Genomic DNA, 25,634 nt, shown 5'->3' with positions numbered 1-25,634 from the left:
CGCACATCCAGCGCCGGCCGCCTCTTCGACGCCGTGGCCGCAATCCTCGGATTGAGGACTCGCGCTCATTACGAGGGCCAGGCGGCCTGCGAGCTGGAGGCGCTGGCCTCCACAGCCCCTCATTTTCTTCGCGTAAGGTCCTATCCCTTGGACATCGAGGCCGGGAAGGGCTTGGTGGTCTGGGATACCCGCCCTCTGGTCCTCGCTGTCCTCGAGGATCTGGAAGCCGGCCGGGGACCGGCGGAGGTAGCCGCCCGTTTTCATGCCGCGCTGGCCAGGGGCGTGGTGGAGATGTGCAGGATCCTGAGGGAGAGATCGGGGTTGGACCGGGTGGCCCTCAGCGGGGGCGTCTTCCAGAACCGGCTGCTCACCCCCCTGGTGGCGGAGCTCCTGGAAGCGGAGGGTTTCCGGTGCCTGCTGCACCGCAGGGTCCCCTGCAACGACGGCGGCATTTCCCTGGGGCAAGCGGTGGCGGCGGCCAGCCGTCGGGAGAGGGATGGCGGTGCCGGACGGTGAAGCCGAGAGGCGTAAGGGGAGGCGGCAGCCCCGGTCCCTTGACGCTTGCGGCGGACGGGAACGTGTTCTGGGGCCTGGCACCGGTACCGAGTGGATGAGCCGAGCAGTTCCAGGGAACGGCAGGCGGGGGAAAGCGGAACGGCGGCTATAATATCCCCGTGATCGGAGGAGATCCATCCGGGAACGATAGGATGGTGGCGGCCGGGGAAGAAAGACCTTTTTCGCCCGGGACGTTTAAAAGGAAGGCGAGCGGCACCCCGGTACCTCGCTCTGCCGGGGAGGGGCCCTTCTGGGCCAAGGCTCCGAAGTTGAATGTTCAGAGGAGCGTTGGGGAAGAGCGGGGCCTAGGTTAGGGACCGGGATTGTCCCAGGCGAGTACGGACCGCGGACCGGGACGGCGGAGCAGCGGCCCTGATTCGTGGCCGGGACTTCAGGGCGTCCCGGCACGGAGGGCTTGCGGGTCCGGGAGATGGAGAGGAAGTCTTGAAAAGCGACGGGAGGATGGGACATGTGCCTGGCCATACCCGCTGAGGTGGTGGAATTGCGGGAGGACGAGACGGCGCTGGTGGAGATCGGCGGGGTCCGCAAGGTGGTGAGCCTCATGCTCATGGACGGGGTGGAGGCGGGCGACTACGTGCTCGTGCATGCCGGCTTCGCCATCGAGAAGGTGGACCGCGAGGAGGCGGAGAAGACTCTGGCCGTCCTCGAGCAGGCCGCGGAATACGGTCCGCTCTACGAATAGGCACGAGTAAGGATAAACCGAATCATGAGATACCTCGACGAATACCGATCCTTGCGGCTCGTGGAGGGGCAGCTCCGGGAGATAAAGGAGCTTTCCATATGCGCCGTCCTCATGGAGGTGTGCGGCACCCACACCATGGCCATCTCCCGTTCCGGGATACGCCCACTTCTGGCTCCCGAGGTGGACCTGGTCTCCGGACCGGGTTGCCCGGTCTGCGTGACCTCGGAAAGGGACATGGGGCGGGCCGTGGCTCTGGCCTCACTGGAGGGGGTGATACTGGCCACCTTCGGAGACATGGTCCGCGTTCCGGGCCCGCAGGGAACTCTATTGGAAGCGTCTTCCAGAGGAGCCGCGGTCAGGGTGGTGTACTCCCCCCTGGACGCCCTGACGTTGGCGAGGGAGAACCCGGACCGCCGGGTGGTCTTCCTGGGAGTCGGTTTCGAGACCACCGCGCCCACTGTGGCAGCGACGGTACTGCGCGCCAGGGAAGAGGGCCTGAGAAACTTCTACTTGCTCAGCCTGCATAAGCTCATCCCACCTGCGCTTAAGGCTTTGGTTGACATGGAAGATTTTGCCATAGATGGATTCCTGCTCCCCGGTCACGTCAGCGTGGTGCTGGGTACGGAGGCCTATGGTTTCCTGCCCCGGGAATACGGAATCCCATGCGCGGTCTCCGGCTTCGAGCCCGCGGACATCCTGCGAGCTGTGTACCTGCTTTTGCGCATGAAGGCGGCGGGGGAGCCGGAGGTGGTCAACGAGTACTCCCGGGCGGTGCGCCCGGAGGGGAACCGGAAGGCGCGGGAGACCATGTTTCATGTCTTCCGGGAAACGGATGCGGAATGGAGGGGTCTGGGAGTGATCCCCGGAAGTGGCCTGGAACTGCGCGATGAGTTCCGGGATCTGGATGCGGGGACCTGGGACATAGAGGTCCCGGAGGTCGGGGAGAGGAGCGGCTGCCGGTGCGGTGAGGTCCTACGCGGCAGGATAAGGCCGCCGGAATGCCCCCTCTTCGCGCGGGCCTGCAATCCCGATTCCCCATTCGGGCCCTGCATGGTCTCCAGCGAGGGGACCTGTGCCTCCTATTACCTCTATGAGGAAGGGGGCAGGGAATGAGGCGATGAGCTCGCCCACGGCGCATGGGCCTATCGCGTTGCGAGCTTCTCGGACGAGGTGGCCCTCCCCGCTTCCAGTGCGGTCCGCAGGGAAGAGTACGTATGGGGTTCACCGAGGAGTTGAAAGCGGCAGGTCATGCGGCGGGTATCGGTGGGGGCGCGCCACCGGGGTGCCCGGAGGCCTTTCGCGGTCAGGGGAGACGGGAGAGAACGGTATGGCGGATAAGGTGATCACCATGGCCCACGGCGCGGGGGGTTCCCGCATGCTGGACCTCCTGGAAGAGGTGGTCTTCCCCGCCCTGGGGAGGAGCGCTTGCCCGGACGCCGAGGATGCCGCCGCCCTTCTCCTGGACGAGGCCAAGCCCGGTTTCCGCCTGGCGTACACCACGGACTCCTTCGTGGTCAAACCCCTCTTCTTCCCCGGTGGCGACATCGGGAAACTGGCGGTATGCGGCACGGTGAACGACCTCTGCATGCGGGGCGCGAAGCCCCTCTACCTGGCCATGGGGCTCATCCTGGAGGAGGGGCTTTCATTCCAGGTTCTGGAAAGAATCCTTCGTTCCGCCGGGGAATGGGCGGAGAGGGCCGGGGTCCGCGTGGTGGCCGGGGACACCAAGGTAGTGGAGAAGGGAGCCGCCGACGGCATGTACGTCAACACCTCCGGCGTGGGGATCATCCCCCCGGGTAGGGAAGTATCCATCCGGGGAGCCCGACCCGGCGATATGCTGTTGGTAAGCGGCAGCGTGGGAGACCACGAGACGGCGGTCCTGAGCCGCAGGGAGGGATTCGGTTTCCTAACGGAGGTGGAATCGGACTGTGCTCCCCTGAACGGGCTGGTGGAGGCCATGCTCGGGGAGGGCGAGGTGCATGCTCTGAGGGACCCTACGCGCGGAGGGCTGGCAGCCTCTCTCAAGGAGATGGCCTCCGCTTCCCGGGTGGCCCTGGAGGTCAGGGAGGCGGACATACCCGTTCGGGAGGAGGTGCGGGCCTTCTGCGAGGTGCTGGGCTTGGACCCCCTGCTGCTGGCCAACGAGGGAAAGCTGCTGGCCGCCGTGCCCGAGAGCTCCGCGCCCGCCGTGCTGGAAGCCATGCGCGCCCATCCCCTGGGTAGGGAAGCTGCGGTCATAGGCCGCGTCCTGGAAGGAAGGGGAGGCGAGGTCTCCCTCCTCACCCCTCTGGGTTCGTCACGGCTGCTGCGCATGCCCTCCGGAGAACACTTCCCGCGCATATGCTGAGGGAGTGGAATCGCCCCTCGCGGTCGAGCTTACCCCGTCCATCGCTGCCATCATCTGGGGGACCGGCTCGGCGGACTTGCTGCCGGCGCCATATCGCCGCTGACGCCATTCCCGGAATAGGCCCATGCTCGTAAGGGAAGCCGCCGATTCTTATCAGGCCCGGCGTGTGGCGCGCGACGGGCCGCGGTTCAGGCGACGAATCTCACCTTTTCCTGGAGGAGTATCTCCCTCTGGTTTAAGGCGGCTATCCCCATGAGCAGGTATCCGCACAGCCACAACAGGTCGATGTGGTTTCCGGAGGAATAAAGCCCCTGCCAGCTCAAGTAGGCGAAGATGATGTCCGCTACCGAGAAGGACATGAACGCCGAGGAGAGCAAGAACCAGTGCCCCCCGTGGGGCCCCCCGGAGAAGGTCATGGCCACCACCAGGGCCAAGGCCAGCAGGGCGAAGTCGAGATAGACGTAAGCGGGGTTGATGGCCTTGTCCAGAAGAAAGGCTTCGGCATCCGTGAATATTGGAAGGGTGACCAAGAGGGTTATGGCCACGAGTATGCCGATTATAAGAGCCAGGCTCGCAGCCGCGTACCCCTTCCTCATGGGAAGCCCCAGTCTGCGGAAACCGGAGATGACCAGGGCCAGGGCGGCGATGAAGGGCAGGTAGGCGGCCAGCCATAGGGCATCGGCCAAAGAGGGGTAAGGGACTTCCGTCCCGGCGAGGACTTCATAGACAAACCAGGCGAACTCGGCTCCCAGGTCCAGGACGAGGGAGACGAGGATGAGCCGCCAAATGAGCCGCGGCGGATCCCCTTTCCTGAAGTTCCTTAATAGCGCAAGGACGGCGGCTACGGAGAAGGTTGCTGCAATGACCGGAAGGAGGTCGAAGAGGAATACGCAGGCCCTGCCTTCAGGATTGAGGTATCCGTAGAAGGCCAAAGTGTAGAGCAAAAAGGCCGCGGAGAAAAAAACCAGCGCTATTACGATGCCCAGTTGCAGCCATGAGGCCCTACATTCTTTCATGGCCTCAACACCTCCTCGCGTGCGATTCATGGTCCGATTGCGGGCGTCGGCCTTGTTGCCGATTTGCACTCAACAAAAAGAGGGAAGATATCAATGGCCTCTTTCCACGCCCTTATCGCTTTCAACGCCGTCGCATAGGTCCATGCGACCTCTTGCATCGTACTATAACGACTCTAGGCGCTTCTAAGTCGTCATCCTGCCCGTGGCTCATGGCGATGGAAGCGCATGAAAATCGCCATCGTCTGTTTCCGGGGTCGGACAGGCCTAAACTTCCATTTATTTTCGGCAAGAAAGACGCGCTCTTTAGTCGATCGAGGAAAGGCTCAAAAGCCGGGAGCCGGGTCCTCGGGAAGAGGCAGCGGCGAACGCAGGGCATCCAAGAGCGGGGGAACGCCGGCGCTCACGGGATTGTCGTGCGGTTCGCTTGCCGCCAGGGGCAAGGCAACATGCGACCTTCCCGGCGGACTCGAGTGTCACTAACCCGCAGGATGCGCCCCGAGGCCCTATCTCACTTGGTTCCCATTTGGTTCCGCTCCCAGATCTTGATCCATTCCTCCTCCGGGAACTCGGCGAACTGGATTAGGGTCCCCAGGGCCTCGCGGGGGTGAAGGTAGCATTCCTTCCACAGGGGGTTGGAGGTGTTGATGTCGAAGGGGTTGAGGCCCTGTGCACGAAGGTGTTCCACCGTCGCCTCCAGGTCGCTGACCTTAAAGGTCAGGTGGTGCAGCCCCTCCCCGCGCCGGGCGATGAAGCGATTGACGAAGTTGTCGGGGTCGGAGGAATAGACCAGCTCCAGCATGCTCCCCGAGCCCAGGAGGAAAGAGGTGAAGCGGAAACCGCCCCATTCCATGTCCATGACCTCCCTGGCTCCCAGTACCCGGGTGAGGAAAGCCGCCGCCAGCTCCTTGTCCTTGACCGCGAAGGCCACGTGATCCAGCTTCTCCACGTTGTGCATGCTCGTCCTCCTTCCTCCAAGCATAAGGGTCATGTTTCAGTGATCGGTGTGGCGTAGCCCGTAGAGGGCTCCTTCGAGCACTCCGTCCAGGGCATCGTAGGCTGCGTCGTTTAAGTGGGAGTCCTGAGGCTGCAGGGCGTACTCGGCCCGCAGGCTACCGTCCGGTGAGGCCAGGACTCCGTAAAGGTCCACCACGGACACCCGGCCGGGATGTTCCGAAGCCAGCCGCTCCAGAAACCTGTTGTACTGGCGATGGTTCCATACCAGCCAGTATTCGGTGTGCTCGGCTACCATGGGCAGGGCGTTTCCCAGCAGGACGGGAAGGCCTTTTCTTGACGCCGCTCCGACGACGGTCTCGATAATCCTCTGGTTCCTCTCCAGGTTGGAGCGCGCCGTCGCCTCGTCTCCTCCCTCAAAATCCTCGAAGCATAGCTTGAAGAAGAGGGGATCTCCTCTTCCCGCCCCTTCTATCACTCCAAGGGCGGAGCCGGTTATGCGCGGCGGGCTCTCCATCTCGTGGTAGAGGAGCGCGTAGCCGCGGAAAAGTGCCGGGATGGCCGGGTCCGGGCTCCCTCCCCAGTGCTCGAACCATGCGCCGAGAACGGAACGGCCGCACATATGGACGAGGGCCCCGTTTTCCTCTGGGACCGCCGTTTCCTCGACGGGTTCCTGCTGGTCCGACGGGGCTTCCTTCGTCTCTTGTGGCCGCCCGTTCAATCCGGTCTCTACCCTGCCGCATCCGGGGATGGAAAACGCGAGAAAGAGAGCGAGAAACGCAGTGCAGGTTCTTATTGCTCCCCTACTCCCCCTTGCCTTCATCCCCGTCACCCCCGGCTTTTGCCCCGAACCCTATGCGGGAGGGGTCACAAGGACCGGCGGTTCACCTCTTCCGTGGCCACTGGCGCTCGCCTGAAGTCCTGAAAGCGTTCTCTTCCTCCCGGCGCCTTCATGATAACACGGGAGGTCATGGTTCACCGTGCCCTGGGCCCCGGCATCGGTTCGCACGTAATAAAGGGTGGCTTGATGCGGGGTATGCGGATCTGGCCGGAGTCCCTGCCGCCTTTTCCTTCTTCGACCCCGCGGTGGATATGCATGGAGGCGAAAATATAATAGGGATGGTCAATAGAGAGGCGCGGGATCAGGGTTGTTCGGTGAACATGTGCGGGGATGCCTTTCGTCGTGGCTCCTCTTCTTAACGGAAACGAATTTGGGAGTGGGCGGGGGGACCTGATGGGAACTGAAGGCTCCATCCCTCCTCTGCCGCACGGGTTGGCGGAGGAGGGATGCCGCAAGGCGCTTTTCATGGGGGGCACGGATACCGGGAAGACCTACCTGGTGCGACGCTGGGCGGATTCGCTTGCGCGGTCCGGGAAGAGGGTGGGGGTGCTGGACTTCGACCTGGGCCAGTCCACGGTGGGCCCTCCAGGATGCCTGGGTTTGCAGCTTCCCTGGGGGGAGAGCGGTGACCCTCTCTTCCCCGCGGCCATGGTCTTCCTGGGCTTCCTCTCTCCGGCCTTCGACGTGGGCTCGGTGGTCGAGGCCGGGCTGCGGCTCGAAAAGCGGGCCGAAGAAATGGGATACGACATCCTTCTTGTGGACACCTCGGGCATGGTGGAGGGCGGTCTGGCCGCACTCCTCAAGCGCAGCAAGATACGCACCCTGTGCCCCGACCTCCTCGTGGTCCTGGAACGGGAGGGGGAGACGGAACATATCTTCCGCGGTTTGGAACGTGACGCCTACGGCGAAATCCTGAGAATCCCCCCCTCCCCGCAGGCTAGGCGGCGGAACCGCGAGGAAAGGGCCGCTTACCGGAGGGGGCTCTTCCACCGTTATTTCGAAGCCGGTAAGGAGATGACCCTCGACTTGAGAGGGTTGGAGGTGGCCTCAACCTCCCCGCGGCTCGCGGCCTCCACAGAGGCCCTGAGCGAGGGCCGGCTCGTGGGGCTCAACGATGCAGCGGGGATCACAAGGGCGCTGGCCCGGGTTCTGCGTTCAGACGGGGACAGCGTGGTACTTCAGAGTCCTTTCAAGGGAGATAAAGAGGAGATAAAGGTCCTTTCCGTGGGCCCCGCCGTCCTTGAGGAGGACGGTTCCCTTCGCTTCCGACCCTGACCAACCAGGGATGCATTTCTACGGATCCGGCTCCGTTTCCCTGAGCCGTGTGATTGTGGAAGCACCAGCCCGAGTTCGGGAATGCATTCCCCCAACGGATTTACATTGACATAGCTCTCAGGATACTCCCTGGGTGACTGAATCCGACGGTCTCCGAGTCAGATTGTTGTTAAAGGGATGAAAATGAAGCCGGGCAGAACGCCGCAATTCGGTGAGGTCGGGAAGCGAGAATCCGACGGTCTCCGAGTCATATTGTTGTTAAAGGGATGAAAATGAATCCGGGCAGAACGCCGCAATTCGGTGAGGTCGGGAAGCGAGACGACACATCCCTAGGCCGGTATACTGCTGCGGGAAAGAACGGGGGATGCGAGGGACTCTTTAGTACGGTCATATTTCTGGTGAAGGTTAAGATCGCGGGTTTCGGCGGGCCCGGCTTCCGTTGATAAGTTCACCCTGAAACGCAGTAACAGGGAAGAAGAGCGGTCTAAAGACGCCGTGGTGGGATGGGTTGATGGCCGTTATGCGAGAGGAGAAGCGGATGGTATACACTTTGAAGTATGAATATACGCTGTCTTGCGGGTGATGGGACCACGTGAAAGTCGTTTTTCCGCCCATCCCGGACCGGCCCTCGCGTTGCTTCAGGAAGTCGGCAGGCGCAGGTATGTTTGGGAGGCGGAGCGTCAGGAAGAGGAGGGTGGCGATGAAGATCGACAGTCCCGAGGCCTATGTGGAGAGCCTTCGCGCCCTGGAGAGGCGCATCTACCTCTTGGGGGAGAGGGTGGAGAACCCGGTGGACCATCCCATGATCCGCCCCTCCATGAACGCCATGGCCGAGACCTACAACCGGGGCGACGAGCCGGAGGCGGAGGAGCTCCTCTTCGCCAGCTCACACTTGACGGGCGGGCGCATCAGCCGCTTCACCCACATCCATCAGAACCCCGATGACCTGGTGAAGAAGGTCCTCATGCAGCGCCTGCTGGGCAGGCGCACGGCGACCTGCTTCCAGCGCTGCGTGGGCATGGACGGCTTCAACGCCCTCTACTCCGTGACCTACGAGTGCGACCAGGAACACGGCACCGAGTACCACGAGCGGCTAAAGGAATACCTCCGCTTCGTGCAGGAGGAGAACCTGGTGGTGGACGGGGCAATGACCGACGTCAAAGGCGACCGGGGCCTCCGCCCCGCGGAGCAACACGACCCTGACCTCTTCGTGCACGTGGTGGAAAGAAGGGCGGACGGGATCGTGGTCCGGGGGGCCAAGGCACACCAGACAGGGGCCCTTAACTCTCACCATATACTGGTCATGCCCACCACGGCCATGCGCAAAGAGGAAGCCGATTACGCCGTCTCCTTCGCCGTACCCGCCGATGCGGAGGGTATAACCTTCGTGCTGGGGCGCCAGCCCTCGGATACCCGGAAGCTGGAGGGCAGTCCTCTGGACGTAGGAAACCCGAAGTACGGAAGCCAGGAAGCGCTCATCATATTCGACGACGTCTTCGTGCCCTGGGAGCGGGTCTTCATGTGCGGTGAGTACGACCAGAGCGGGAAGGTGGTGGAACGCTTCGCCGCTTACCACCGCCAGAGCTACGGGGGCTGCAAGGTGGGCGTGGGGGACGTCCTGGTGGGAGCCGCCCAGCTGGCCGCCGTGTACCAGGGGGTGGAGGGAGCCAGCCACGTGCGGGACAAGATAACGGAGATGATCCACCTCAACGAGACCCTCTTCTCCTGCGGCATCGCCTGCAGCGCACGTGGTGTGCCCACCCCGTCCGGTTGTTACCTCGTGGATGTCCTATTGGCCAACGTGTGCAAGCAGAACGTCACCCGCTTTCCCTTCGAGATCGCCCGCCTCCTGCAGGACATAGCCGGCGGCCTTGTGGTGACCATGCCCTCCCAGAAGGACTTCGAGAACCCGGAGATCGCGCCCTATCTAGAGAAATATCTTCGGGGCTCCGCGGACATCCCCACCATGGACCGCATCAAGGTCCTCAAGTTCATAGAGAACATGACCGTGGGATGCGGTGCCGCCGCTTACCTCACCGAGAGCATCCACGGGGCCGGTTCGCCCCAGGCCCAGCGGATCATGATAAGGCGCTTGGCGGACCTCGAGGACAAGGTGAGGCTGGTGAAGCGCCTGGTGGACCTGGATTGATCGGGGACACTCCAGCTCGATCAGGGGGTAAAGGACTATTGACATCGAGGAGATACCTGCCTCTGGCCCTGGTGGCACTGGCGGCATGCGCCGCGGTCGTCGTCTTCCTGCTGGCGGGAAAGCCGGGAGGAAGGGAGGGGGAGTCGCGAAGCGGCGAAACGCCGCCCGAGGCGCAGGAGGAGCCGAGACCGCCGGAGGCGCAGGCCGAATGTTCAGGGCCTGGAGAGACGGCGGGAGGGGGAGGCGCCTTCACCGTGGTGCCGGGCACGGGAGAGGGCGGTCCGGCGATGATCATCAACTTTCCGGACCCTTTGAGCTGGGGTGAAGCCGCTCCCGGGGAGGAGATGCCGGGCGTCTGCGGTCGATGGGTCCTGGAGATGGAAGGAGCGCCCTTCGCCCTCAAGAACTGCCATCTCCTACTCGATGAGCGCGGAAACCTCGCCCTGCCACCGGATTACGGCAGCGTGCTGGAGATGAGGGAAGGGTTTTATACCTGGGACGTCTCAAGCGGGAGTTTCCAGGCCCACGCTGACCTCGTGGTCAAGGCCGGCTCCGGGGCGGGGCAGGCAGAGATGCCGTTGCGGATAAGCCTGGAGGGGAGGACAGCCTCATCCCTGCTGGAGATAACCGGGAGCTATCTTGCGGTCCCGGGATGGGAGGTCTACACCCCTTATACCCAACAGGGAGGGTTCATCATGCGGCGGCATCCCGTCGGGGCGCCTTAAGATGCAGGATGCGATTGAACGGGGGAAGGATTTTCATCTGCTCCGCTGAATTAATAAGCGAAACATGCTATACTTTCAACCGTGCAAGGGGATGGCTTACGGCGCAACCTTCCCGTGTGGGGAAGAGAGGGGGGGGTGATGTGGAACCCACGATTTTCCGCACTGCAGGCTGACTGAAAAGTCCGGGGACGGGTCGGGGCGGGAATCAAAGCATGAACGCGGAAAACTCCCCCAAGAGGTTCAAAGCGGTTCGGAATTGTTTTCGCGTGGCCTGAAAAAGGCCGGTTGCCGTCGAGAGGACGGCATGATGGCGGCGATTCCGGGAAGGCCCCGAGGAGAGCGTTTTCGGAAGAGACGGCAGGAAAAACAGAGATGTAGAGAGCGGGCGGATTCCGATAGGGATGCAAACGGCTTGGGCCGGTGCAGCTTAAAGGAGTATAAAATCGGATGAGCGAAAAGGGGGGTTGATGGGAATGCGGTGGAAAGCGGCACTGGGTTTTGTGCTGGCCGTGCTCCTGGCGCTCATGGGTTTCGCGGGCTGCGGGGGCAAAGCGGAAGGGGAGAAAGTGGTGGTCAAGATCGGCCTCACCGCTCCCCTGAGCGGCATCGGGGCTGGTTACGGGCAAGACATCAAGTCGGGCCTGGATATGGCCATAGCGGAGATCAACTCCAAAGGAGGGATAAAGATCGGGGACACCACCTACGTCTTCGAGCTGGTGGCGGCAGACGACGAGATGGTCCCCGAGAAGGCGTTGAGCAACGCCCAGCGCTTCGTGCTCGAGGAAGACATCAAGGTGGTGTGGGATCCCACCGCCAACACCATCCAGTCCCTCATGGGGATCAATGAGACGGCGGGCGAGGAGTTCCTGATTATGGCCTACACCAGCGTGCCCCTCTACGCCCAAAAGCCCAATAAGTACATGGTGACCCTTCCCCCGCCGTTCTCCGTCTATGTCAAGGACTGGATAACCAGGGCCCTGACCAAGGGATGGAAGAAGTTGGGAATGCTCCAGACCACCGGGGCTTACGGTGAGCTGTGGGGCAAGACCTTCAAGGACGCCTGGACCAAGGCGGGAGGCACGGTGGTGGCCGAGGCGCCGGCCAGCTACTACACGGAGACCGACTTCACCCCCTACCTGACCACGGTGCTGGCCCAGAACCCCGACGTAATCTTCTGTGGCGGGCCTTCCGAGCCCACGGCACTGGTCATCGACCAGGCGCGCAGCCTGGGCTTCAAGGGCGGGTTCATCGTCATCGACCAGGCCAAGCTGGACATCATCGAGGAGACCACGGGCATGGAGAAGCTGGAGGGCTGCATCGGCGTTCTCCCCGTGGACCAGTCCCTATGGCCGGCCACCCTCCAGGTCATGGAAAAGTTCGAGAAGGAGTACAACCGGCGCTTCACTTGGGAGGCAGCCATCTGCTACACCGGTTTCCACATCCTGGCCAAGGCCATGCAGGAGGCCGGGAGCGTTGACGACGTGGCCGCCATCCGCGCCGCCTTCGCCAAGGGCAACGTATCGGTGACCTCGGGCGAGGAACTCCCCGTGGAGTTCTCGGGGATCAACGACCAGACGGGGGCCCTGTTCATGCCCGGGACCTCGGTGATCGTGGAGAAGGGTGCCTTCCAGGCCGGTGAGCCCGTGGAGTGGTGGAAGCAGTAATAGCGGCAAAGCACAGGAGACCTAAAAAGGGGGAAGCCCCACGGGGCTTCCCCCTGTTCATATCCTCGGCGGACTCGGGAAAAACGAGTTGTGCCCCATCCCTTGAGACGGCAAGGGCGCCACAGCCCGTCGAGGACTTCAGGTAAAGTACCGGGTTCCTTTTTCCGAGAAAGAGATAAAATCTCCGGAACGGAGCAGGCTGTTTCGCATAGGCCCGTCCTGCGAGGGCCTTACAGGCAAGCGAAAAAGGTCGAAGAGGGACTCTGCGTGGATGGATGACCTTATTCGCGAGAGCTTATTAAGCTTTCTCCATGGGTGAAGAGACCCCGGGATGCCGGGTACCGGAAACCGGGCCGAAGCCCTCTTAAGCGGATACATGGGAAGAGAGACTCAGGCTCAAGCGGTTTTAGGCAGCGGAAAGGGGAGATCGGGTTGTCCTTTTTCCTGAACCAGCTGATCATCGGCATCCAGCTCGGAAGCCAGTACGTGATGGTGGCCCTGGGGCTGACCCTCATCTTCGGGATCCTGGACATCTCCCACTTCGCCCACGGCCACCTGTACATGCTGGGTGCCTACCTCCTATACATCCTCATGGTGCTGGCCAAGGTGAACTACTGGCTGGCCCTTCCGCTGTGCATGATCGCCCTAGCCTTGGGGGGGATCGTCGTTGAAAGGCTGGTCTACCGCCCCCTTCGTGACCAGCCGCACATCAACACCTTCATCGCCGCCATAGGGCTCATACTTTTCCTGGAGACCATGGTCAGGGCGATCCAGCCCAAGTCCCTGAGCGTCCCCAAGCCCGTGGACAAGGTTTTCGCCGTTGGCGGGGTGAGCATGGAGGCGCAGAGGCTCATCGTCATCGTGGGGGCCGCCCTGCTAGTGCTCCTCCTCCACCTGTTCATCAAGAGGACCAGGCTGGGAACGGCCATCGAGGCCGTGGCCCAGAACCGCGAGGGCGCCGCCCTGGTGGGGATAAACGTCAACCGTATCTCCCTGCTCACCTTCGCCATCGCCACCTCCCTGGCCGCCGCCGCGGCGGTGCTCATGGCCCCCCTGGCCTTCATCGCCCCGGAGATGGGGAGCGTCCTCATCCTCAAGGCCTTCGTCATAGTGGTATTGGGCGGCCTGGGGAGCATGCAGGGAGCCATCGTGGGCGGGTATCTGCTGGGGATCCTGGAAGCCATGGCCATCGCTTATGTGTCCTCCGCCTACAAGGACGTCTTCGCCTTCGCGGTGCTGATCATCATCCTGGCTGTGCGGCCCACGGGGCTCTTCCGGGGCAGGGATTGAGGGGGGACGTAGATGATGGAAAGGGTAAAGAAGATCGCCAAACCGCTGCTCCTCCTCATCGTCCTGGGTCTGGCCGTGGCTCTGCCCTGGCTGGGCCTGGAGAAGTATCAGCTCCGGGTGCTCACACTGGCCCTGGCCTGGGCAGTGGCTGCCGTGAGCCTCAACCTCATCCTCGGCTACACGGGACAGGCTTCCCTGGCCCACGGGGCCTTCCTGGGCATCGGGGCCTATGCCTTCGGCATCTTCACCGGCAGGATGGGTTGGAATTTCTGGCCCTCCCTCTTGGTGGCCGGTCTGGTCCCCGCTTTCCTGGGGTTGTTGGTCGGGCTGCCTTCCCTGCGCACGCGCGGCCCCTATTTCGCCATCGTGACCCTGTGTTTCAACGTCATCGTCTTCAAGGTCTTCGAGAACTGGACCTGGCTCTCGGGTGGATACCAGGGACAGGCGGTACCCAAGCCGGGGTTCCTGGCGCAACGGTGGGCCCGCTATTACTTCGTGCTCGCCGCCCTGGTCCTGGTCCTTTTGGTGGTGCGCATGATCGTCAAGTCCCTTCTGGGCGTGACCTTCATGTCCATAAGGAGCAACGAGGGCCTGGCGGAGGCGGTGGGCATCAACGCCTTCCGCTACAAGCTCCTCTCCTTCACCGTGAGCTGTTTCCTGGTGGGACTGGCCGGCGCGCTGCTGGCCCTGGAGAATGGGCACCTGGACTACACGATCACCAGCTACACCTACTCCTTCAACCTGCTGGTATATGTGCTCATCGGCGGGGCGGCCACCCTCTCCGGGCCGGTGATAGGAGCCATGGGGCTCTATTATCTTCTGGAGCACATAGAGAAGGCAGTGGGTGAATACCGGTATGCCATCTTCGGGCTGCTCCTCATCCTGGTCATCATCTTCTTCCCCCGCGGCGTGGCCGGGGGGGTCGAGCGGCTGTGGAAATGGTTGAAGGAGAATCGAGCACGCCGTAAGGCGGGGGAGGAGGTGGTGGAGGGATGACCCTGCTCCGCGTGGAGGGTCTCACCAAGATGTTCGGCGGCCTGGTGGCGGTGAACAAGGTTGATTTCGAGGTCCAGACGGGCTCCATCCTGGGGATCATCGGACCCAACGGGGCCGGGAAGTCCACCCTGTTCAACCTCATAAGCGGCCTTCTCCCTCCGGACCAGGGGCGTATCATCTTCGACGGGCGGGATATAACGGGATGGAGGCCTTACCGGGTGGCCCAGGCGGGCATAGCCCGCACCTTCCAAACCACCGCCCTCTTCGAGGAGCTGCCGGTCTACGTGAACCTGATCATCGGGAGGAGGATGCGCACCAGTTCCGGCCTCTGGGACGTGATCCTCCAGACGCCTCGGGCCAGGAGGGAGAAGAGGGAGACCGCGGAGAAGGTCATGGAGGTACTGGCCTTCACCGGACTGGGGGAATACGCCGACCAGCCGGCGGGTTCCATCCCCCAGGAGGCCCAGAAAAGGCTGGCCATCGGGGTGGCCCTCATGGGTGAGCCCAAGCTCCTCCTGCTGGACGAGCCCACGGGCGGCGTGGGCATGGGGGAGACGGAAGCCATCATCGACCTCATCGCCCGTATCCGCGATAGGGGCGTGACGGTATGCGTCATAGAGCACAAGATGCGCATGATAATGAAACTGGCGGACCGCCTGGTGGTCCTGAACTTCGGGGTGAAGATAGCCGACGGGCTCCCGCAGGAGGTCTGCGAGAACCCGGAGGTCATCGAGGCATACCTGGGTGAGTGCCATGTTTGAGATGGACGACGTCTACTGCTACATCGGCAAACATGAGGTCATAAGCGGGGTCTCCCTGCGCATCGAAGAGGGGGAGCTGGTCACCCTGCTGGGGGCCAACGGCGCCGGGAAGTCCACCCTCTTCAAGACCATATGCGGCCTCATCAGGCCCACGCGGGGAAGCATAACCTTCCAGGGCGAGGTCATCAGCAGGAGCAGGCCGGACCAGATAGTGAGGATGGGGATCTCCCTGTGCCCGGAGGGCCGCAAGCTCTTCCCCCGTCTCTCGGTGAGGAAGAACCTCATGATGGGAGCCTATACCAGGTACAAGGAGAAGGAAGAGGTGGCCGCCGCGCTGCGGGAGGTCTTCGAGCTCTTTCCCATCCTCGAGGAGCGCAGCGAGCAGGATGCCGGCACCCTGAGCGGCGGTGAGCAGCAGATGCTGGCCATCGCCAGAGCCCTCATGTCCCGGCCGCGCCTCCTGCTGCTCGACGAGCCTTCCCTGGGTCTGGCCCCCCTGGTGGTGACGCGGATAATGGAGACCATCGCGGACATCAACCGCCGTGGGGTGACCATCTTTTTGTCCGAGCAGAACGCCGGCATGGCCCTCTCCATCTCCAGCCGGGGTTACGTTCTGGAGAACGGGCGTGTGGTCCTCGAGGGCAGCGCCGGGGAGCTTGCCGGCAACGAGGAGGTCAAGAAAGCCTATATCGGGGCCTGAGCGGCCTTGCGGGACGGGGGGTGAAGATGAAAGCCATCAGGACCTGTTCGGGATGCGGGGTGCCGCTGGGCGTCTCGCGCAACATGCGCTGGAACGGCAACGGGACCATAACCCAGGTGAGGGATCCGGCGCACCGTTTGATCTTCTTCGAATCCGATAACCTGGACCGCATGTGGAAAGCGCTTTCCGAGGCCCTGGGGGTCACCGAGGAGCATGTCTGGGAGCTGGTGATAGCCTCCAAGAGCCGGGCCACCAGGGCGTTCCTGCACCGCACCCTGCCCTGGTACGTCAACCTCGCCGCACGCCTTGTAGGTTACCGGGCGCTGATGTCCGCCATCGAGGCTCAGGGGCTGGTGATGGGTTACGGGAAGATAACCCTCGGAGGGCAGTACCCCCGTCGGGGAAGGCCGGAGAGGGTGACCGTGTTCATCGAGGACCCCTATTCGCTCCCCCTCTTCTGCGGGGACTTCAAGGGCGCGGCGGAGGTCCTGGAGAGGAGGTGGGCCTCCCTCACCTACCAGGCACTCGACGAGCGCCGCCACCAGATCGACGTCACCGTGAGCGACGAGAAGCTGGAGGAAGAGTACTTCCATGTCCAGGACGGTCCGCCGCGCAGGGAGGGAGACCTCGCCTATACACCCTGTCCGGAATGCGGAGCGCCGAGGGAATTGGTCCGTTTCTCCTGGGACCTCTCCCGGGGCATCATCCGGGATACGGAGAGCGGCAGGAGGTTGGCCTTCTTCGGCACTGCGGCCCTGCGCGCCGTATTCGACGAACTGAGGCACGAGCTCGGGGTGCGGGTCACCCCCACGGTCATCGACGCGGAGCGCAGGAACACCCTGGGGGCCATGGGCGTGGAGGAGGCGCGAAGCGGGTTCGAGGGGTTGCGGGTGCGGGCCGCCATACGAGGCCTGGGGCTGCTCACCGCTCTCTCGCTGTCCCCGGAGAGGATGGAGGCGGTGGTGGCCAATCCCGCCCTGCCCGAATACCTGGTGGGGCTGGCGCTGGGGATATTCGAGTTGGCCACCGGCAGAAAGGGCGAATCCTCGTGGGAGCTGGTGGATGGCGGCGACCTGCGCATAGAGGTGATCCCCGCCAGCTGAACCCATCCCGGTGGGGCCTCCGGTGTGTGAATCGGCGAGCCTTCCGGCATCCGGGACTTTCAGCTCTCAGGGATTACCCCGCTGGACAAGAAGCATGTGTTCCAGAAGCGGTAAGCACTCCTGCTCTCCGCTATCAGCTTTCAGGGATTACCCCGCTGGACAAGAAGCCTCGAGGTTAAAGCCGCATTGGCTCATGCGGGCCGTCCTTCAGGATAGCGCCTTCGTTTGGGGGGTCGAAAGGCTCTTTCCCGCTCTCGCATTGTCCCCGGTATCCGTCAAACCGCCGTAATGGATGCCGGATCGCACATCATGGGCCAACCCGCTTCTTGCCCCAAGTGCTTCTCCGGACGGTCGTCCCGTGCGAGGACGGCTCGGTTTTTCTCACACCTGTCGAATTCGGGAAGAGCCGCGCTGAGGTTCAAATTGCTTCGTGGTGCGGGCAGGACTTCCGGCGCCCCTAAATCATCCTCCGGAGGGATACGCGTTGTTTTCCTCGTCTCCGATTGAGAAAGCACCGGTGGAAACAGAGGAAGGGGGCTCGAGATGGAAGAGCGGAAGAAGATACTCATCGTGGACGACGACGAGGAGCTGGTGCGCATCCTGAGCATAAACTTCATGGCCGAGGGTTATGAGGTATGCGCGGCCTTCGACGGTGTTTCCGCGGTCATGCGCGCCCACAAGGAGCACCCGGACCTCATCGTCCTGGACGTGCGCATGCCCGCCGGAGACGGCCTCAACGTGGTGGAGAAGCTTCGCTCATCCACCAAGACCTTCAACATCCCGGTGCTTTTCCTGAGCGCCCTCCCCTACGACGAGCTCAAGGAAAAAGCCGCCCAGGCTGGTGTCGTCCACTACCTCACCAAACCATTCGAGCTGGACATGCTGTTGGGCATGGTGAGGAACATATTGGGGATAGAAGACCGCAAGCCTGTCTTAAAGGTCATGGGAGCATGACGTTTGGAGAGATCTTTAACGGAGCCCCCCTTACCGGTTGAAGGCTCGAGGGACACATGGGACGCCGGCAAAAACCCTCGAGCTTTCAACTTCTTCGGTGAGGATTTCCTCGAACCCATATGCTGCCATTCGCCGTGGAGAGTCGATGCCCGGAACCCGCGTGTGGGGCCCCGGGCGCCTGGCGACTTTTACCTCATTCAGGGAAGCGCGGACTCTATGGCCGCCTCCAGCTGGCCGACCACCGCCTCGTAGCTGGAGATGAGAGAGGCGGCGGTGGAGCTCAGCTGCCCCTCGATGTCGGCGATGGTGGAGGTTATCTCGTCGGCCAGGGACTGGATGGCCGAGGTGTTGCCGCCGGCGAGTGACTGTGCGGTCTTCTGGGCAAGGGATTGCAGCTCCTCGAAGAGAGCGGTCAGTTCCTCTCCGGAAGCGCCCATAGAGGCAGGCGGCTTGGCCGACTGGACACCGGAGAGCGCCTGTTGGGCGTATTTCGTCAGCTGGGTGGAGAGTTCGCCGAGCTTGCCACCTTTGGGCAGGTTTTCCAGGCGCTTGACGGTCTCCTCCAGCCCTTGGATCTGGTCCAGGGAGGGGACCAAAGCCAGGAGGTAGTCTATCTCCTGGGCCGCTTGCTCCGTCAGGTCGTAGAGGTAATCGTAATAATCCCAGATGTAGTCGTACAGCTCCACATATTCCTCGCCGAGCTCCACCATATAGTCCGTGGCCTGCTCGAGTTCCCTGTAGAGCTCGTCGAAGGCCTCCTCCGCCTCCTGCAGCTCCTGCTCGTAAGTTTCAGGATCGGAAGTGGCCTCCTCTGTGGAAAGGTCTTCCATTTCCTGCATGGCCTTCTCCGCCTGCTCCTTGACCTCCTCGTAGGTCTCCATGATCTCTTCCTGGGAATCACCTTCGGGTTTTTCCGCCTTTTCTCCGTGGCCCATCCCGAGAGCTATCGCCAGGACCACCGCGAGCGCCGCCGCCCCGAGGATGGAAGCGGTGATGACCAGCGCCCTGACCCTGCGCCTCTTTCTCACCTTCCCTTCCACAGGTTGGTCTTTCATGGCCTTTCCTCCTTCGTATCCTCGACATCTTTGACTTATATCGTGATTGAATGGTATTTTCTGTAACCGTCTTGGACCTCACCTCCATCCGGATCCTCGCCCTCGGGGGAGGGCCTCCATGCCACTTCCGTCCCGGCAAGAAACGGGAGCGACCCCTTTAATCGGGCCTCCCTCCGCCACTGCCGGCGCTCCGCCCCAGTATTCGCCTCGCCTGTTTAACAATCTCCACCACTGCCGTTAAGTCCCTCTTAGGCAAGGGTTAAGATTCGGTTAAGGTGAAATCGGGAGGGTTTGAGAAATGCCGTATCGGTATCGTTTCGGTAGGCGCTTTTCGGGTTGAAGAGGCCGAGAGACCACTCTGTAAGCCTGGCAGAACAGGAGAAAGGTAGACAGGACGAAGCGAGCTATCTCTCGATGTTCAGGCATGAGGTGGCGCGTTTATCGTTGTCTCCGTTTGTGGTTATATTAATCGCATCGGAGCGACCCGGCCGGTTGCGCGGCGGGACGGCAGGGAATGCGGAGAGGGGGCGTCGCGTCGGTCCGGGGCGGCCAAAGCCCCGGAACGGTTGGAAGGAGGTTGGAGATGGGCAGGAGATTCGTAGACCTGAGCATAACCATCGAGGACGGGCTTCCCTCGGACCCTCCGGCCATGATCCCCCGGATAATGTATATGGATCACCAAGCGGGGGCGGCTTCCATGGCCGAGTTCTTCCCGGGCATCGACCCGGAGAAGGACCTTCCGGGGGGGCTGGGATGGGCGGTGGAGATCCTCACCCTGGCTACCCATTCCGGCACCCACCTGGACGCTCCCTGGCATTACCATCCCACCATGGACAGGGGGGAGCCGGCCCTGACCATCGACGAGGTGCCACTGGAGTGGTGCATGGGTCCCGGCGTGGTGCTCGACTTCCGCCACTTCCCGGACGGATACCGGGTGACGGCGGCGGACGTGGAGGAAACCCTACAGAAGATGGGTTACCGCCTTAAGGAGGGGGATATAGTACTGGTCATGACCGGCGCGGACAAGTACTGGGGCAAGCCCGAGTACCTGGTCAAGGGCTGCGGCATGAGCCGGGAAGCCACCCTCTGGATACTGGAGCACGGGGTAAGGGTGACGGGGACCGATGCCTGGTCCTGGGATCGCCCTCTTCCCATCATAGCCAAAGATTTCCAGGAGACCGGGGACTCCTCCCTCATCTGGGAAGGCCATTTCGCCTCCATCGATAAGGGTTACTGCCACATCGAGAAACTCGCGAACCTCGACCAGCTCCCGCCCTACGGCTTCACCTTCTTCTGTTTCCCTATAAAAATAAAGAGGGCCAGCGCGGGGTGGATAAGGGCGGTGGCCCTGGTGGAGGAGTGACTTCGTGATAGCGGGGAAAGGCAGGCCCTGGAAGGGCATGGAGGGAGTTTCCGGAGGCGATGAAACGCCGGCAGGTCATCTCCAAGGGGATGGAGGGAGAAGGCCAGCAAGGAATTTTATTCCGGGAAGGCTTGGTCCAGCGCTTCCGGGGAGGTGTTGGTTCTCGGGTGGCGCCGGCGAGCGTGAATCGTGTGATGGTTGCCAGATCGATCGTTCTCCGTGATCTGCATGGGTTCCAGATCTCATGTTGGGGTCGCGGAAAGGCCACCAGGGCCGCACGCACAAGATGACACCTTTGGGATGACTCGATGGCAAGCGTGTTGGGGTCGCGGGAAGGCCACCAGGGCCGCATGAGGAGGGACGCTTCATGGAGAGGGCGAAGATGGACGTACAGCTGGCGGGGATGCTGCACAAGCTGGAAGAGATATGGAATGAACACCCCGCAGCCGTATACCTGCCCTGCTTCTACCGCTCGAGCCCTCCCCGCATTTTCGTCTATCCGGAAAGCGTGCGGGTGGTGCTGAAGGGCGAGACGGTCCTGAATTACGAGATCGTCCCCTACGATCTCGCAGGCGCCGGGTACCGGGAGAAAGAGAGGGGAGTTTACCGTGTGGTCTATGAGTTCGCCCCCGGCAAGGGCTTCCAGGTGGAGCTGGAGGGAAGCCTCCTGGTGAAGGAACTGTCTGGGGAGGGGCTGGTGGAGGAGTTGCGGGCGCTGCGGGAACGCCTGGGGATATACGACCTCGTCCCCCTGTTGGAATGGGAGAGGGTCAGCGACCGAGTCACGGGGACCGTTCCCTTGCGCATCAAGCGGCTTCGCCCGGACGTGGAATTGCCCTCCTACGCCCATCCCGGGGACGCCGGGCTGGATATCCGCAGCGCCGAGGAGGTGGTGCTGCAGCCCGGCGAGAGGGCGCTCGTAAGCACCGGTTTCGCCATGGCCCTGCCCGAAGGGTACGCCGCCTTCGTGCAGCCGCGGAGCGGGCTTGCCTCCAAGCACGGCATAAGCATCGTCAACACCCCCGGCCTCATCGACTGCCATTACCGGGGGGAGGTCAAGGTCATCCTGGTCAACCTGGGAGGGGAACCCTTCCGGGTGAGAAAGGGGGACCGCATCGCCCAGATGGTCATCCAGAGGGTGGAAAGGGCCGAGGTCCTGGAGGTGGAGGAGCTTGAGGACACGGCCCGCGGCGAGGGCGGGTTCGGCTCCACCGGCATATGAGGGGTCACCGCCAACGTGCCCGCTCGAGGTTTGGTTAATGCCGTGTGAACCCTATGTTTTGCGCAAGGTGAGCTAAAAAAACTATAATTACACCGTGGGCCGTAGGGGAAAAGGGATCGTGACGGCCGGAAGAAGCTCGAAGAGGACGTCGTTCTTGTTCAGACGAGAGAGAGTGGACGCGAGGAGGGAGGTGAGCGGAAGCGCGTAAATCCGCGATTCGAATCCGCCTGCCGCATTTGACTTGCGGCCGGATGCCGCGAAGGTGATCCGAAAAGGGGGTGAGAGAGGGGATTGAACGAGTGGTAAGCCGCCGTTTTAACTCCCGTGGTGCGGGAGCTGATTCTCCAAGGAGGTCCTGCATGAAAAAGAGCGGTTTTATCCTCATCGCGGTTCTGATCACGGCCCTTCTCGTGGGGCTGGTCATGACCATGGGGGGCTGCGGAAAGGAAGAGAAGAAGGCGGTCGAGGAGATAGAGGAGGGAGGGACCTTCAATTACTGCCTCACTGCCGACCCCGTATCCCTGGACCCGGCACAACTCCAGGAATCCCAGGGTATCGAGGTGGGAAAGCAGATCTTCGACGGCCTTATGGACAACGACCCCAAGACCATGGAGTTGGTCCCGGCCATGGCCGAATCCTACGAGGTGAACGATGATGCCACCGTCTTCACCTTTCACCTCAAGAAAGGGGTCAAGTTCCACAACGGCCGGGAATGCACGGCCCAGGACTTCGTCTATTCCTGGAACCGCGTCTGCGACCCGGCCACAGCCAGCGAGGTAGCCTATCACATGTCCCCGATCAAGGGCTTCAAGGAGTTCAACGAGGACAAGACAGCCACTTCGCTCGCCGGGGTGAAGGCCCTCGACGACTACACCCTGGAGGTGACCCTCGAGTACCCCTACGCGGACTTCGTCTATCACACCGCGCACCCCGTCTTCTCCCCCATCCCCAAGGAAGTGGTGGAGCAGTACGGCAGCGAGAACTTCAGCGAGCACCCCGTGGGGACCGGCCCCTTCAAGTTCGTGAGCTGGACCCACGAACAGCAGATCGTGGTGGAGAAGTTCGCCGACTATTACGGGGCGAACAAGCCCCACCTGGACAAGGTGGTCTTCAAGATCTACCAGGACGACGAGACAGCCTACCAGGACTTCAAGGCGGGGACCCTCCACGACGCCCAGATACCGCAGGGGCAGTTCGAGGCCGCAGCGGCGGAGTATGGGGAGAGGGCCATCTTCAAGCCCATGCTGGGTATTTACTACTACGGTTTCAACATGAACGTGGCCCCGTGGAAGGACAACAAGGCCCTGCGCCAGGCTTTCAACTACGCCGTGGACCGCGAGACCCTGTGCAATGTGGTCATGGAGGGCCAGCGCGTGCCGGCCACGGGAATCGTGCCTCCGGGCATCCCTGGCTACCAGGCCGGGGCCATGGAGTACACCTATGATCCCGAGAAGGCCAAGGCGCTCCTGGAGGAGGCCGGCTACCCCAACGGCCAGGGACTGCCCGAGCTCACCCTGGGTTACAACACCGGCGTGGGCCATGACACCATCGCCCAGTTCATCCAGTCCAACCTCAAGGACGTGGGTGTCTCCTTCAAGATCGAGGGGTACGAATGGGGCACCTACCTGGACCTCATCCAGGGAGAGCAGATAACCTTCTTCCGCCTCGGCTGGCTGGCCGACTACCCGATCATGGACAACTTCCTCTACCCGCTCTTCTACTCGGAGAACGCGGGCGTGGACAATATGACCCAGTACAAGAACCCCGAGGTGGACGAGCTTCTGCTCAAGGCCCGCAGCACCCCCGACGAGGACGAGAGGATCGAGCTCTATCGCAAGGCGGAAAAGCTCATCCTGGAGGACGCGCCAATCATCCCTCTGATGTTCTACAAGACCTCACGCGTGTACTCCGACAAGGTCGGGGGGTACATCAGAACGCCCGACGACCTCACGCCGTTGGAGTTGGTGTACTTTAAGAAGGCGGCCACGACCGAGTAATCGACGATGTTTTGGGGGGCCTGCGGGGTTTCCTTGCGGGCCCCCTTCACTTATGCTAAATTTTATCGGTGCCCGGAAGGGCGGGAAGGAGAGACAGCGAGATAGGATGCTTCTTTTTATTCTGCGAAGGTTCTACCAGACGGTGATCGTGGTCATCGGAGTCATTCTGGTCATCTCCCTCCTCATGGCCTCACTCCCCGGTGACGTGGCCCGCATGCGCGCCCCCAAGGGCGCCTCGGAGGAGACCCTGGAGAACATACGGCAGAAGTTCAACCTGGACAAGCCCTGGCTCACGCGACTCTGGATATATCTCAAGGGCCTGCCGCGACTGGAGCTCGGCGACTCCTTCACCTACAAGAGGCCGGTGATGGAGATCATCGGGGAGAGCCTGCCCTGGTCAGTGAAGCTGGCCATCGCCGCGGAGATCATCATCGTCGTCTTCGGCATCCTGGCCGGGGTCATCTCCGCCGTTTTCCGCTACTCTTTCCTGGACGTGCTGGTGACCATCAGCACCTCGGTGCTGGTGGCCATGCCCATCTACTGGATCGGTCGCCTCATGCAGCTTTTCTTTTCCCAGTGGCTGCACTGGTTCCCTCCCTCGGGGGCCCCGCCCCCGGGCACCGGTCTTCTGGGCTCCATACCCTATTACGTGATGCCCGCAACGGCGCTGGCCGCGATTTCCACCGCCTATGTAGCCCGCCTGGCACGTTCTTCCATGCTCGAGGTGCTGCGCCAGGACTACATCGTCACCGCCCGCGCCAAGGGGCTATCGGAGCGCAAGGTGGTCTACAAGCACGCCCTGAAGAACGGCCTCATCCCCGTGGTCACCTACTTGGGCATAGACTTCGGGGTGCTCATCGGGGCGGCCGTGCTCACGGAGATGATCTTCAACTGGCCGGGAGTGGGCCATAAGCTGTATTTCGCCGTCATCCAGCGTGACCACACTATGGTCATCGGCCTGGTGTTCATCCTGGTGCTCATCTTCGTGGCCATCAACCTGCTCGTGGACATCTCTTACGCTTTCCTCGACCCCCGCATCCGCCTCGGGGAGGCCCCGGAGGTGACCTGATTTGACGGACAGGAAGAGACCTGAGGATTACCTCCCCGGCAAGGAACAGCCGGAGTTCCTGGGCCCTGAGGTCGAGGAGTTCGAGGCCGAGCTGGAGAAGGAGAGAGTGCATGGGCGCACGGCGTTGTGGAGGGACGTGTGGTACCGGCTGCGTCACAACAAGATGGCTATGGCAGGGCTGGCCATCATCGTCTTCCTCGTCTTGGTGGCCATCTTCGCGCCCTTTCTGGCCCCTTACGATCCCATCGAGCAGGTGGAGATAAGGACCCCCGGCGGCGTGAAGCAGCCTCCCTCGGGGAAGCACTGGCTGGGAACGGACGATCTGGGGCGGGATATACTCTCACGACTCATATACGGGAGCCGCATATCGGTGGAAGTGGGCATCGTCGCCGTGGCCATCTCCCTTGTGCTCGGCCTCTTCTTCGGGGCCTTGGCCGGCTATTTCGGGGGCTGGGCGGACTCCGTGATCATGCGCTCCGCCGACGTCTTTTTCGCTTTCCCCACCGTGCTGGGAGCCATAGCCATCATGACCGTGCTGGGGCCGGGGCTGATAAACGTCTTCATCGCCATAGGGGTCCTTGGCTGGGCGACCATCGCCAGGATCTTCCGGGGTTCCATCCTCTCCGTGAAGGAGAACGAATACGTGGAGGCGGCCAGGGCCCTGGGGGCCACCCATTCCCGCATCATCTGGAGGCACATCATGCCCAACGCCATCCAGCCCATAATCGTCTACGCCACCATGAGCGTGGGCGGCGCTATCCTGGCCGAGGCCTGGCTGGCCTTCCTGGGCCTGGGGCAGCAGCCTCCAACGCCGAGTTGGGGAAACATGCTCGCCGAGTACCTGCCCTTCTACAACACCCATCCCTGGATGATGTTCATCCCGGGGACGGCCATCGTG

At 62.5% G+C, this 25,634-nt stretch carries 23 protein-coding genes; 19 read left to right on the top strand and 4 right to left on the bottom strand.

All coding sequences use genetic code 11. The annotated features are described in order from the left end of the window. From H7007_RS04520 to hypE, 4 genes are all read left to right on the top strand, one after another. On the top strand, positions 1-516 hold a 516-nt coding region (locus H7007_RS04520; RefSeq protein ID WP_502754846.1), incomplete at its 5' end, for a Kae1-like domain-containing protein. A 508-nt stretch (positions 517-1,024) separates the two neighbouring features. Beyond that, positions 1,025-1,258, top strand: a complete 234-nt coding sequence (locus H7007_RS04515) for a HypC/HybG/HupF family hydrogenase formation chaperone (protein WP_287153412.1) — start codon at positions 1,025-1,027, stop codon at positions 1,256-1,258. Positions 1,259-1,282: 24 nt separating this feature from the next. After that, complete coding sequence (gene hypD, locus H7007_RS04510; protein ID WP_287153411.1) at positions 1,283-2,371, top strand: hydrogenase formation protein HypD; 1,089 nt, start codon at positions 1,283-1,285, stop codon at positions 2,369-2,371. Between the two features lie 214 nt (positions 2,372-2,585). Next, positions 2,586-3,605, top strand: coding sequence for a hydrogenase expression/formation protein HypE (hypE, locus tag H7007_RS04505; protein WP_287153409.1), 1,020 nt, complete (start codon positions 2,586-2,588; stop codon positions 3,603-3,605). Between the two features lie 188 nt (positions 3,606-3,793). Here the strand turns inward: hypE and H7007_RS04500 are convergent, their stop codons facing one another. The 3 genes from H7007_RS04500 to H7007_RS04490 all read right to left on the bottom strand — a co-directional run bounded on the left by H7007_RS04500 (position 3,794) and on the right by H7007_RS04490 (position 6,194). Further along, positions 3,794-4,621, bottom strand: coding sequence for a hypothetical protein (locus H7007_RS04500; RefSeq protein WP_287153407.1), 828 nt, complete (start codon positions 4,619-4,621; stop codon positions 3,794-3,796). A 508-nt stretch (positions 4,622-5,129) separates the two neighbouring features. Further along, positions 5,130-5,576, bottom strand: coding sequence for a VOC family protein (locus H7007_RS04495; RefSeq protein ID WP_287153405.1), 447 nt, complete (start codon positions 5,574-5,576; stop codon positions 5,130-5,132). A gap of 36 nt (positions 5,577-5,612) precedes the next feature. Beyond that, positions 5,613-6,194 (bottom strand): SGNH/GDSL hydrolase family protein, encoded by a 582-nt coding sequence (locus H7007_RS04490; RefSeq protein ID WP_287153404.1) that lies wholly within the window; start codon positions 6,192-6,194, stop codon positions 5,613-5,615. A 612-nt stretch (positions 6,195-6,806) separates the two neighbouring features. Between H7007_RS04490 and H7007_RS04485 the strand changes: the two genes are divergently transcribed. The 10 genes from H7007_RS04485 (at position 6,807) to H7007_RS04440 (ending at position 18,030) form a co-directional block, all read left to right on the top strand. Next, positions 6,807-7,688, top strand: a complete 882-nt coding sequence (locus H7007_RS04485; RefSeq protein WP_287153402.1) for a Clp1/GlmU family protein — start codon at positions 6,807-6,809, stop codon at positions 7,686-7,688. Between the two features lie 700 nt (positions 7,689-8,388). Further along, positions 8,389-9,837 carry a 4-hydroxyphenylacetate 3-hydroxylase family protein gene (locus H7007_RS04480; RefSeq protein ID WP_287153400.1) on the top strand — a complete coding sequence of 483 codons (1,449 nt, stop codon included), beginning with the start codon at positions 8,389-8,391 and terminating at the stop codon, positions 9,835-9,837. Positions 9,838-9,875: 38 nt separating this feature from the next. Next, positions 9,876-10,562, top strand: coding sequence for a hypothetical protein (locus H7007_RS04475; protein WP_287153398.1), 687 nt, complete (start codon positions 9,876-9,878; stop codon positions 10,560-10,562). Between the two features lie 467 nt (positions 10,563-11,029). Continuing rightward, positions 11,030-12,226 carry an ABC transporter substrate-binding protein gene (locus H7007_RS04470; RefSeq protein ID WP_287153397.1) on the top strand — a complete coding sequence of 399 codons (1,197 nt, stop codon included), beginning with the start codon at positions 11,030-11,032 and terminating at the stop codon, positions 12,224-12,226. A 432-nt stretch (positions 12,227-12,658) separates the two neighbouring features. Further along, positions 12,659-13,516 carry a branched-chain amino acid ABC transporter permease gene (locus H7007_RS04465; RefSeq protein ID WP_287153395.1) on the top strand — a complete coding sequence of 286 codons (858 nt, stop codon included), beginning with the start codon at positions 12,659-12,661 and terminating at the stop codon, positions 13,514-13,516. 12 nt (positions 13,517-13,528) lie between these two features. Then, entirely contained in the window at positions 13,529-14,512 is a 984-nt protein-coding gene (locus tag H7007_RS04460) for a branched-chain amino acid ABC transporter permease (RefSeq protein ID WP_287153393.1), read from the top strand. Beyond that, a complete protein-coding gene (locus H7007_RS04455; protein WP_287153392.1) occupies positions 14,509-15,273 on the top strand; it encodes an ABC transporter ATP-binding protein in 765 nt (254 codons plus the stop codon). Before H7007_RS04460 ends, H7007_RS04455 begins: the two co-directional genes overlap by 4 nt. Further along, positions 15,266-15,973 carry an ABC transporter ATP-binding protein gene (locus tag H7007_RS04450; RefSeq protein WP_287153390.1) on the top strand — a complete coding sequence of 236 codons (708 nt, stop codon included), beginning with the start codon at positions 15,266-15,268 and terminating at the stop codon, positions 15,971-15,973. Before H7007_RS04455 ends, H7007_RS04450 begins: the two co-directional genes overlap by 8 nt. A gap of 26 nt (positions 15,974-15,999) precedes the next feature. After that, a complete protein-coding gene (locus H7007_RS04445) occupies positions 16,000-17,076 on the top strand; it encodes a hypothetical protein (RefSeq protein WP_287153388.1) in 1,077 nt (358 codons plus the stop codon). A gap of 543 nt (positions 17,077-17,619) precedes the next feature. Further along, positions 17,620-18,030, top strand: a complete 411-nt coding sequence (locus H7007_RS04440) for a response regulator transcription factor (RefSeq protein ID WP_287153387.1) — start codon at positions 17,620-17,622, stop codon at positions 18,028-18,030. 197 nt (positions 18,031-18,227) lie between these two features. On the opposite strand, the gene H7007_RS04435 is transcribed toward H7007_RS04440, so the two are convergent. After that, on the bottom strand, positions 18,228-19,085 hold the full coding sequence (locus H7007_RS04435; RefSeq protein WP_287153385.1) for a hypothetical protein: 858 nt from the start codon (positions 19,083-19,085) through the stop codon (positions 18,228-18,230). A 583-nt stretch (positions 19,086-19,668) separates the two neighbouring features. On the opposite strand from H7007_RS04435, the gene H7007_RS04430 reads away from it, so the two are divergent. The 5 genes from H7007_RS04430 to H7007_RS04410 form a co-directional block, all read left to right on the top strand. Next, entirely contained in the window at positions 19,669-20,448 is a 780-nt protein-coding gene (locus H7007_RS04430; protein WP_287153383.1) for a cyclase family protein, read from the top strand. A 754-nt stretch (positions 20,449-21,202) separates the two neighbouring features. Continuing rightward, positions 21,203-21,670, top strand: coding sequence for a dUTP diphosphatase (dut, locus tag H7007_RS13680; RefSeq protein ID WP_350340618.1), 468 nt, complete (start codon positions 21,203-21,205; stop codon positions 21,668-21,670). Positions 21,671-22,029: 359 nt separating this feature from the next. After that, complete coding sequence (locus H7007_RS04420) at positions 22,030-23,667, top strand: peptide ABC transporter substrate-binding protein (protein WP_287153379.1); 1,638 nt, start codon at positions 22,030-22,032, stop codon at positions 23,665-23,667. A gap of 106 nt (positions 23,668-23,773) precedes the next feature. Continuing rightward, positions 23,774-24,736 carry an ABC transporter permease gene (locus H7007_RS04415; RefSeq protein WP_287153377.1) on the top strand — a complete coding sequence of 321 codons (963 nt, stop codon included), beginning with the start codon at positions 23,774-23,776 and terminating at the stop codon, positions 24,734-24,736. A gap of 1 nt (position 24,737) precedes the next feature. Next, the coding region (locus H7007_RS04410; RefSeq protein WP_287153375.1) for an ABC transporter permease at positions 24,738-25,634 on the top strand (897 nt) is incomplete at its 3' end.

Source organism: Candidatus Solincola tengchongensis (genome assembly GCF_015711935.1).
Classification (GTDB): Bacteria; Actinomycetota; Geothermincolia; order Geothermincolales; family RBG-13-55-18; genus Solincola_A; species Solincola_A tengchongensis.
The sequence above is the reverse complement of the archived record's forward strand: the minus strand, read 5'-3'. Positions and strand labels throughout refer to the sequence as shown.

What these genes read in the sequence shown, in the direction of transcription:
- H7007_RS04455 (WP_287153392.1), top strand. Translation starts at nt 14,509, where the DNA reads ATGACCCTGCTCCGCGTGGAGGGTCTCACCAAGATGTTCGGCGGCCTG.
- H7007_RS04420 (WP_287153379.1), top strand. Translation starts at nt 22,030, where the DNA reads ATGAAAAAGAGCGGTTTTATCCTCATCGCGGTTCTGATCACGGCCCTT.
- H7007_RS04485 (WP_287153402.1), top strand. Translation starts at nt 6,807, where the DNA reads ATGGGAACTGAAGGCTCCATCCCTCCTCTGCCGCACGGGTTGGCGGAG.
- H7007_RS04435 (WP_287153385.1), bottom strand. Translation starts at nt 19,085, where the DNA reads ATGAAAGACCAACCTGTGGAAGGGAAGGTGAGAAAGAGGCGCAGGGTC.
- H7007_RS04480 (WP_287153400.1), top strand. Translation starts at nt 8,389, where the DNA reads ATGAAGATCGACAGTCCCGAGGCCTATGTGGAGAGCCTTCGCGCCCTG.
- H7007_RS04450 (WP_287153390.1), top strand. Translation starts at nt 15,266, where the DNA reads ATGTTTGAGATGGACGACGTCTACTGCTACATCGGCAAACATGAGGTC.
- hypE (WP_287153409.1), top strand. Translation starts at nt 2,586, where the DNA reads ATGGCGGATAAGGTGATCACCATGGCCCACGGCGCGGGGGGTTCCCGC.
- H7007_RS04490 (WP_287153404.1), bottom strand. Translation starts at nt 6,194, where the DNA reads ATGTGCGGCCGTTCCGTTCTCGGCGCATGGTTCGAGCACTGGGGAGGG.
- H7007_RS04430 (WP_287153383.1), top strand. Translation starts at nt 19,669, where the DNA reads ATGGGCAGGAGATTCGTAGACCTGAGCATAACCATCGAGGACGGGCTT.
- hypD (WP_287153411.1), top strand. Translation starts at nt 1,283, where the DNA reads ATGAGATACCTCGACGAATACCGATCCTTGCGGCTCGTGGAGGGGCAG.
- H7007_RS04495 (WP_287153405.1), bottom strand. Translation starts at nt 5,576, where the DNA reads ATGCACAACGTGGAGAAGCTGGATCACGTGGCCTTCGCGGTCAAGGAC.
- H7007_RS04515 (WP_287153412.1), top strand. Translation starts at nt 1,025, where the DNA reads ATGTGCCTGGCCATACCCGCTGAGGTGGTGGAATTGCGGGAGGACGAG.
- H7007_RS04440 (WP_287153387.1), top strand. Translation starts at nt 17,620, where the DNA reads ATGGAAGAGCGGAAGAAGATACTCATCGTGGACGACGACGAGGAGCTG.
- H7007_RS04460 (WP_287153393.1), top strand. Translation starts at nt 13,529, where the DNA reads ATGATGGAAAGGGTAAAGAAGATCGCCAAACCGCTGCTCCTCCTCATC.
- H7007_RS04445 (WP_287153388.1), top strand. Translation starts at nt 16,000, where the DNA reads ATGAAAGCCATCAGGACCTGTTCGGGATGCGGGGTGCCGCTGGGCGTC.
- H7007_RS04500 (WP_287153407.1), bottom strand. Translation starts at nt 4,621, where the DNA reads ATGAAAGAATGTAGGGCCTCATGGCTGCAACTGGGCATCGTAATAGCG.
- H7007_RS04470 (WP_287153397.1), top strand. Translation starts at nt 11,030, where the DNA reads ATGGGAATGCGGTGGAAAGCGGCACTGGGTTTTGTGCTGGCCGTGCTC.
- H7007_RS04415 (WP_287153377.1), top strand. Translation starts at nt 23,774, where the DNA reads ATGCTTCTTTTTATTCTGCGAAGGTTCTACCAGACGGTGATCGTGGTC.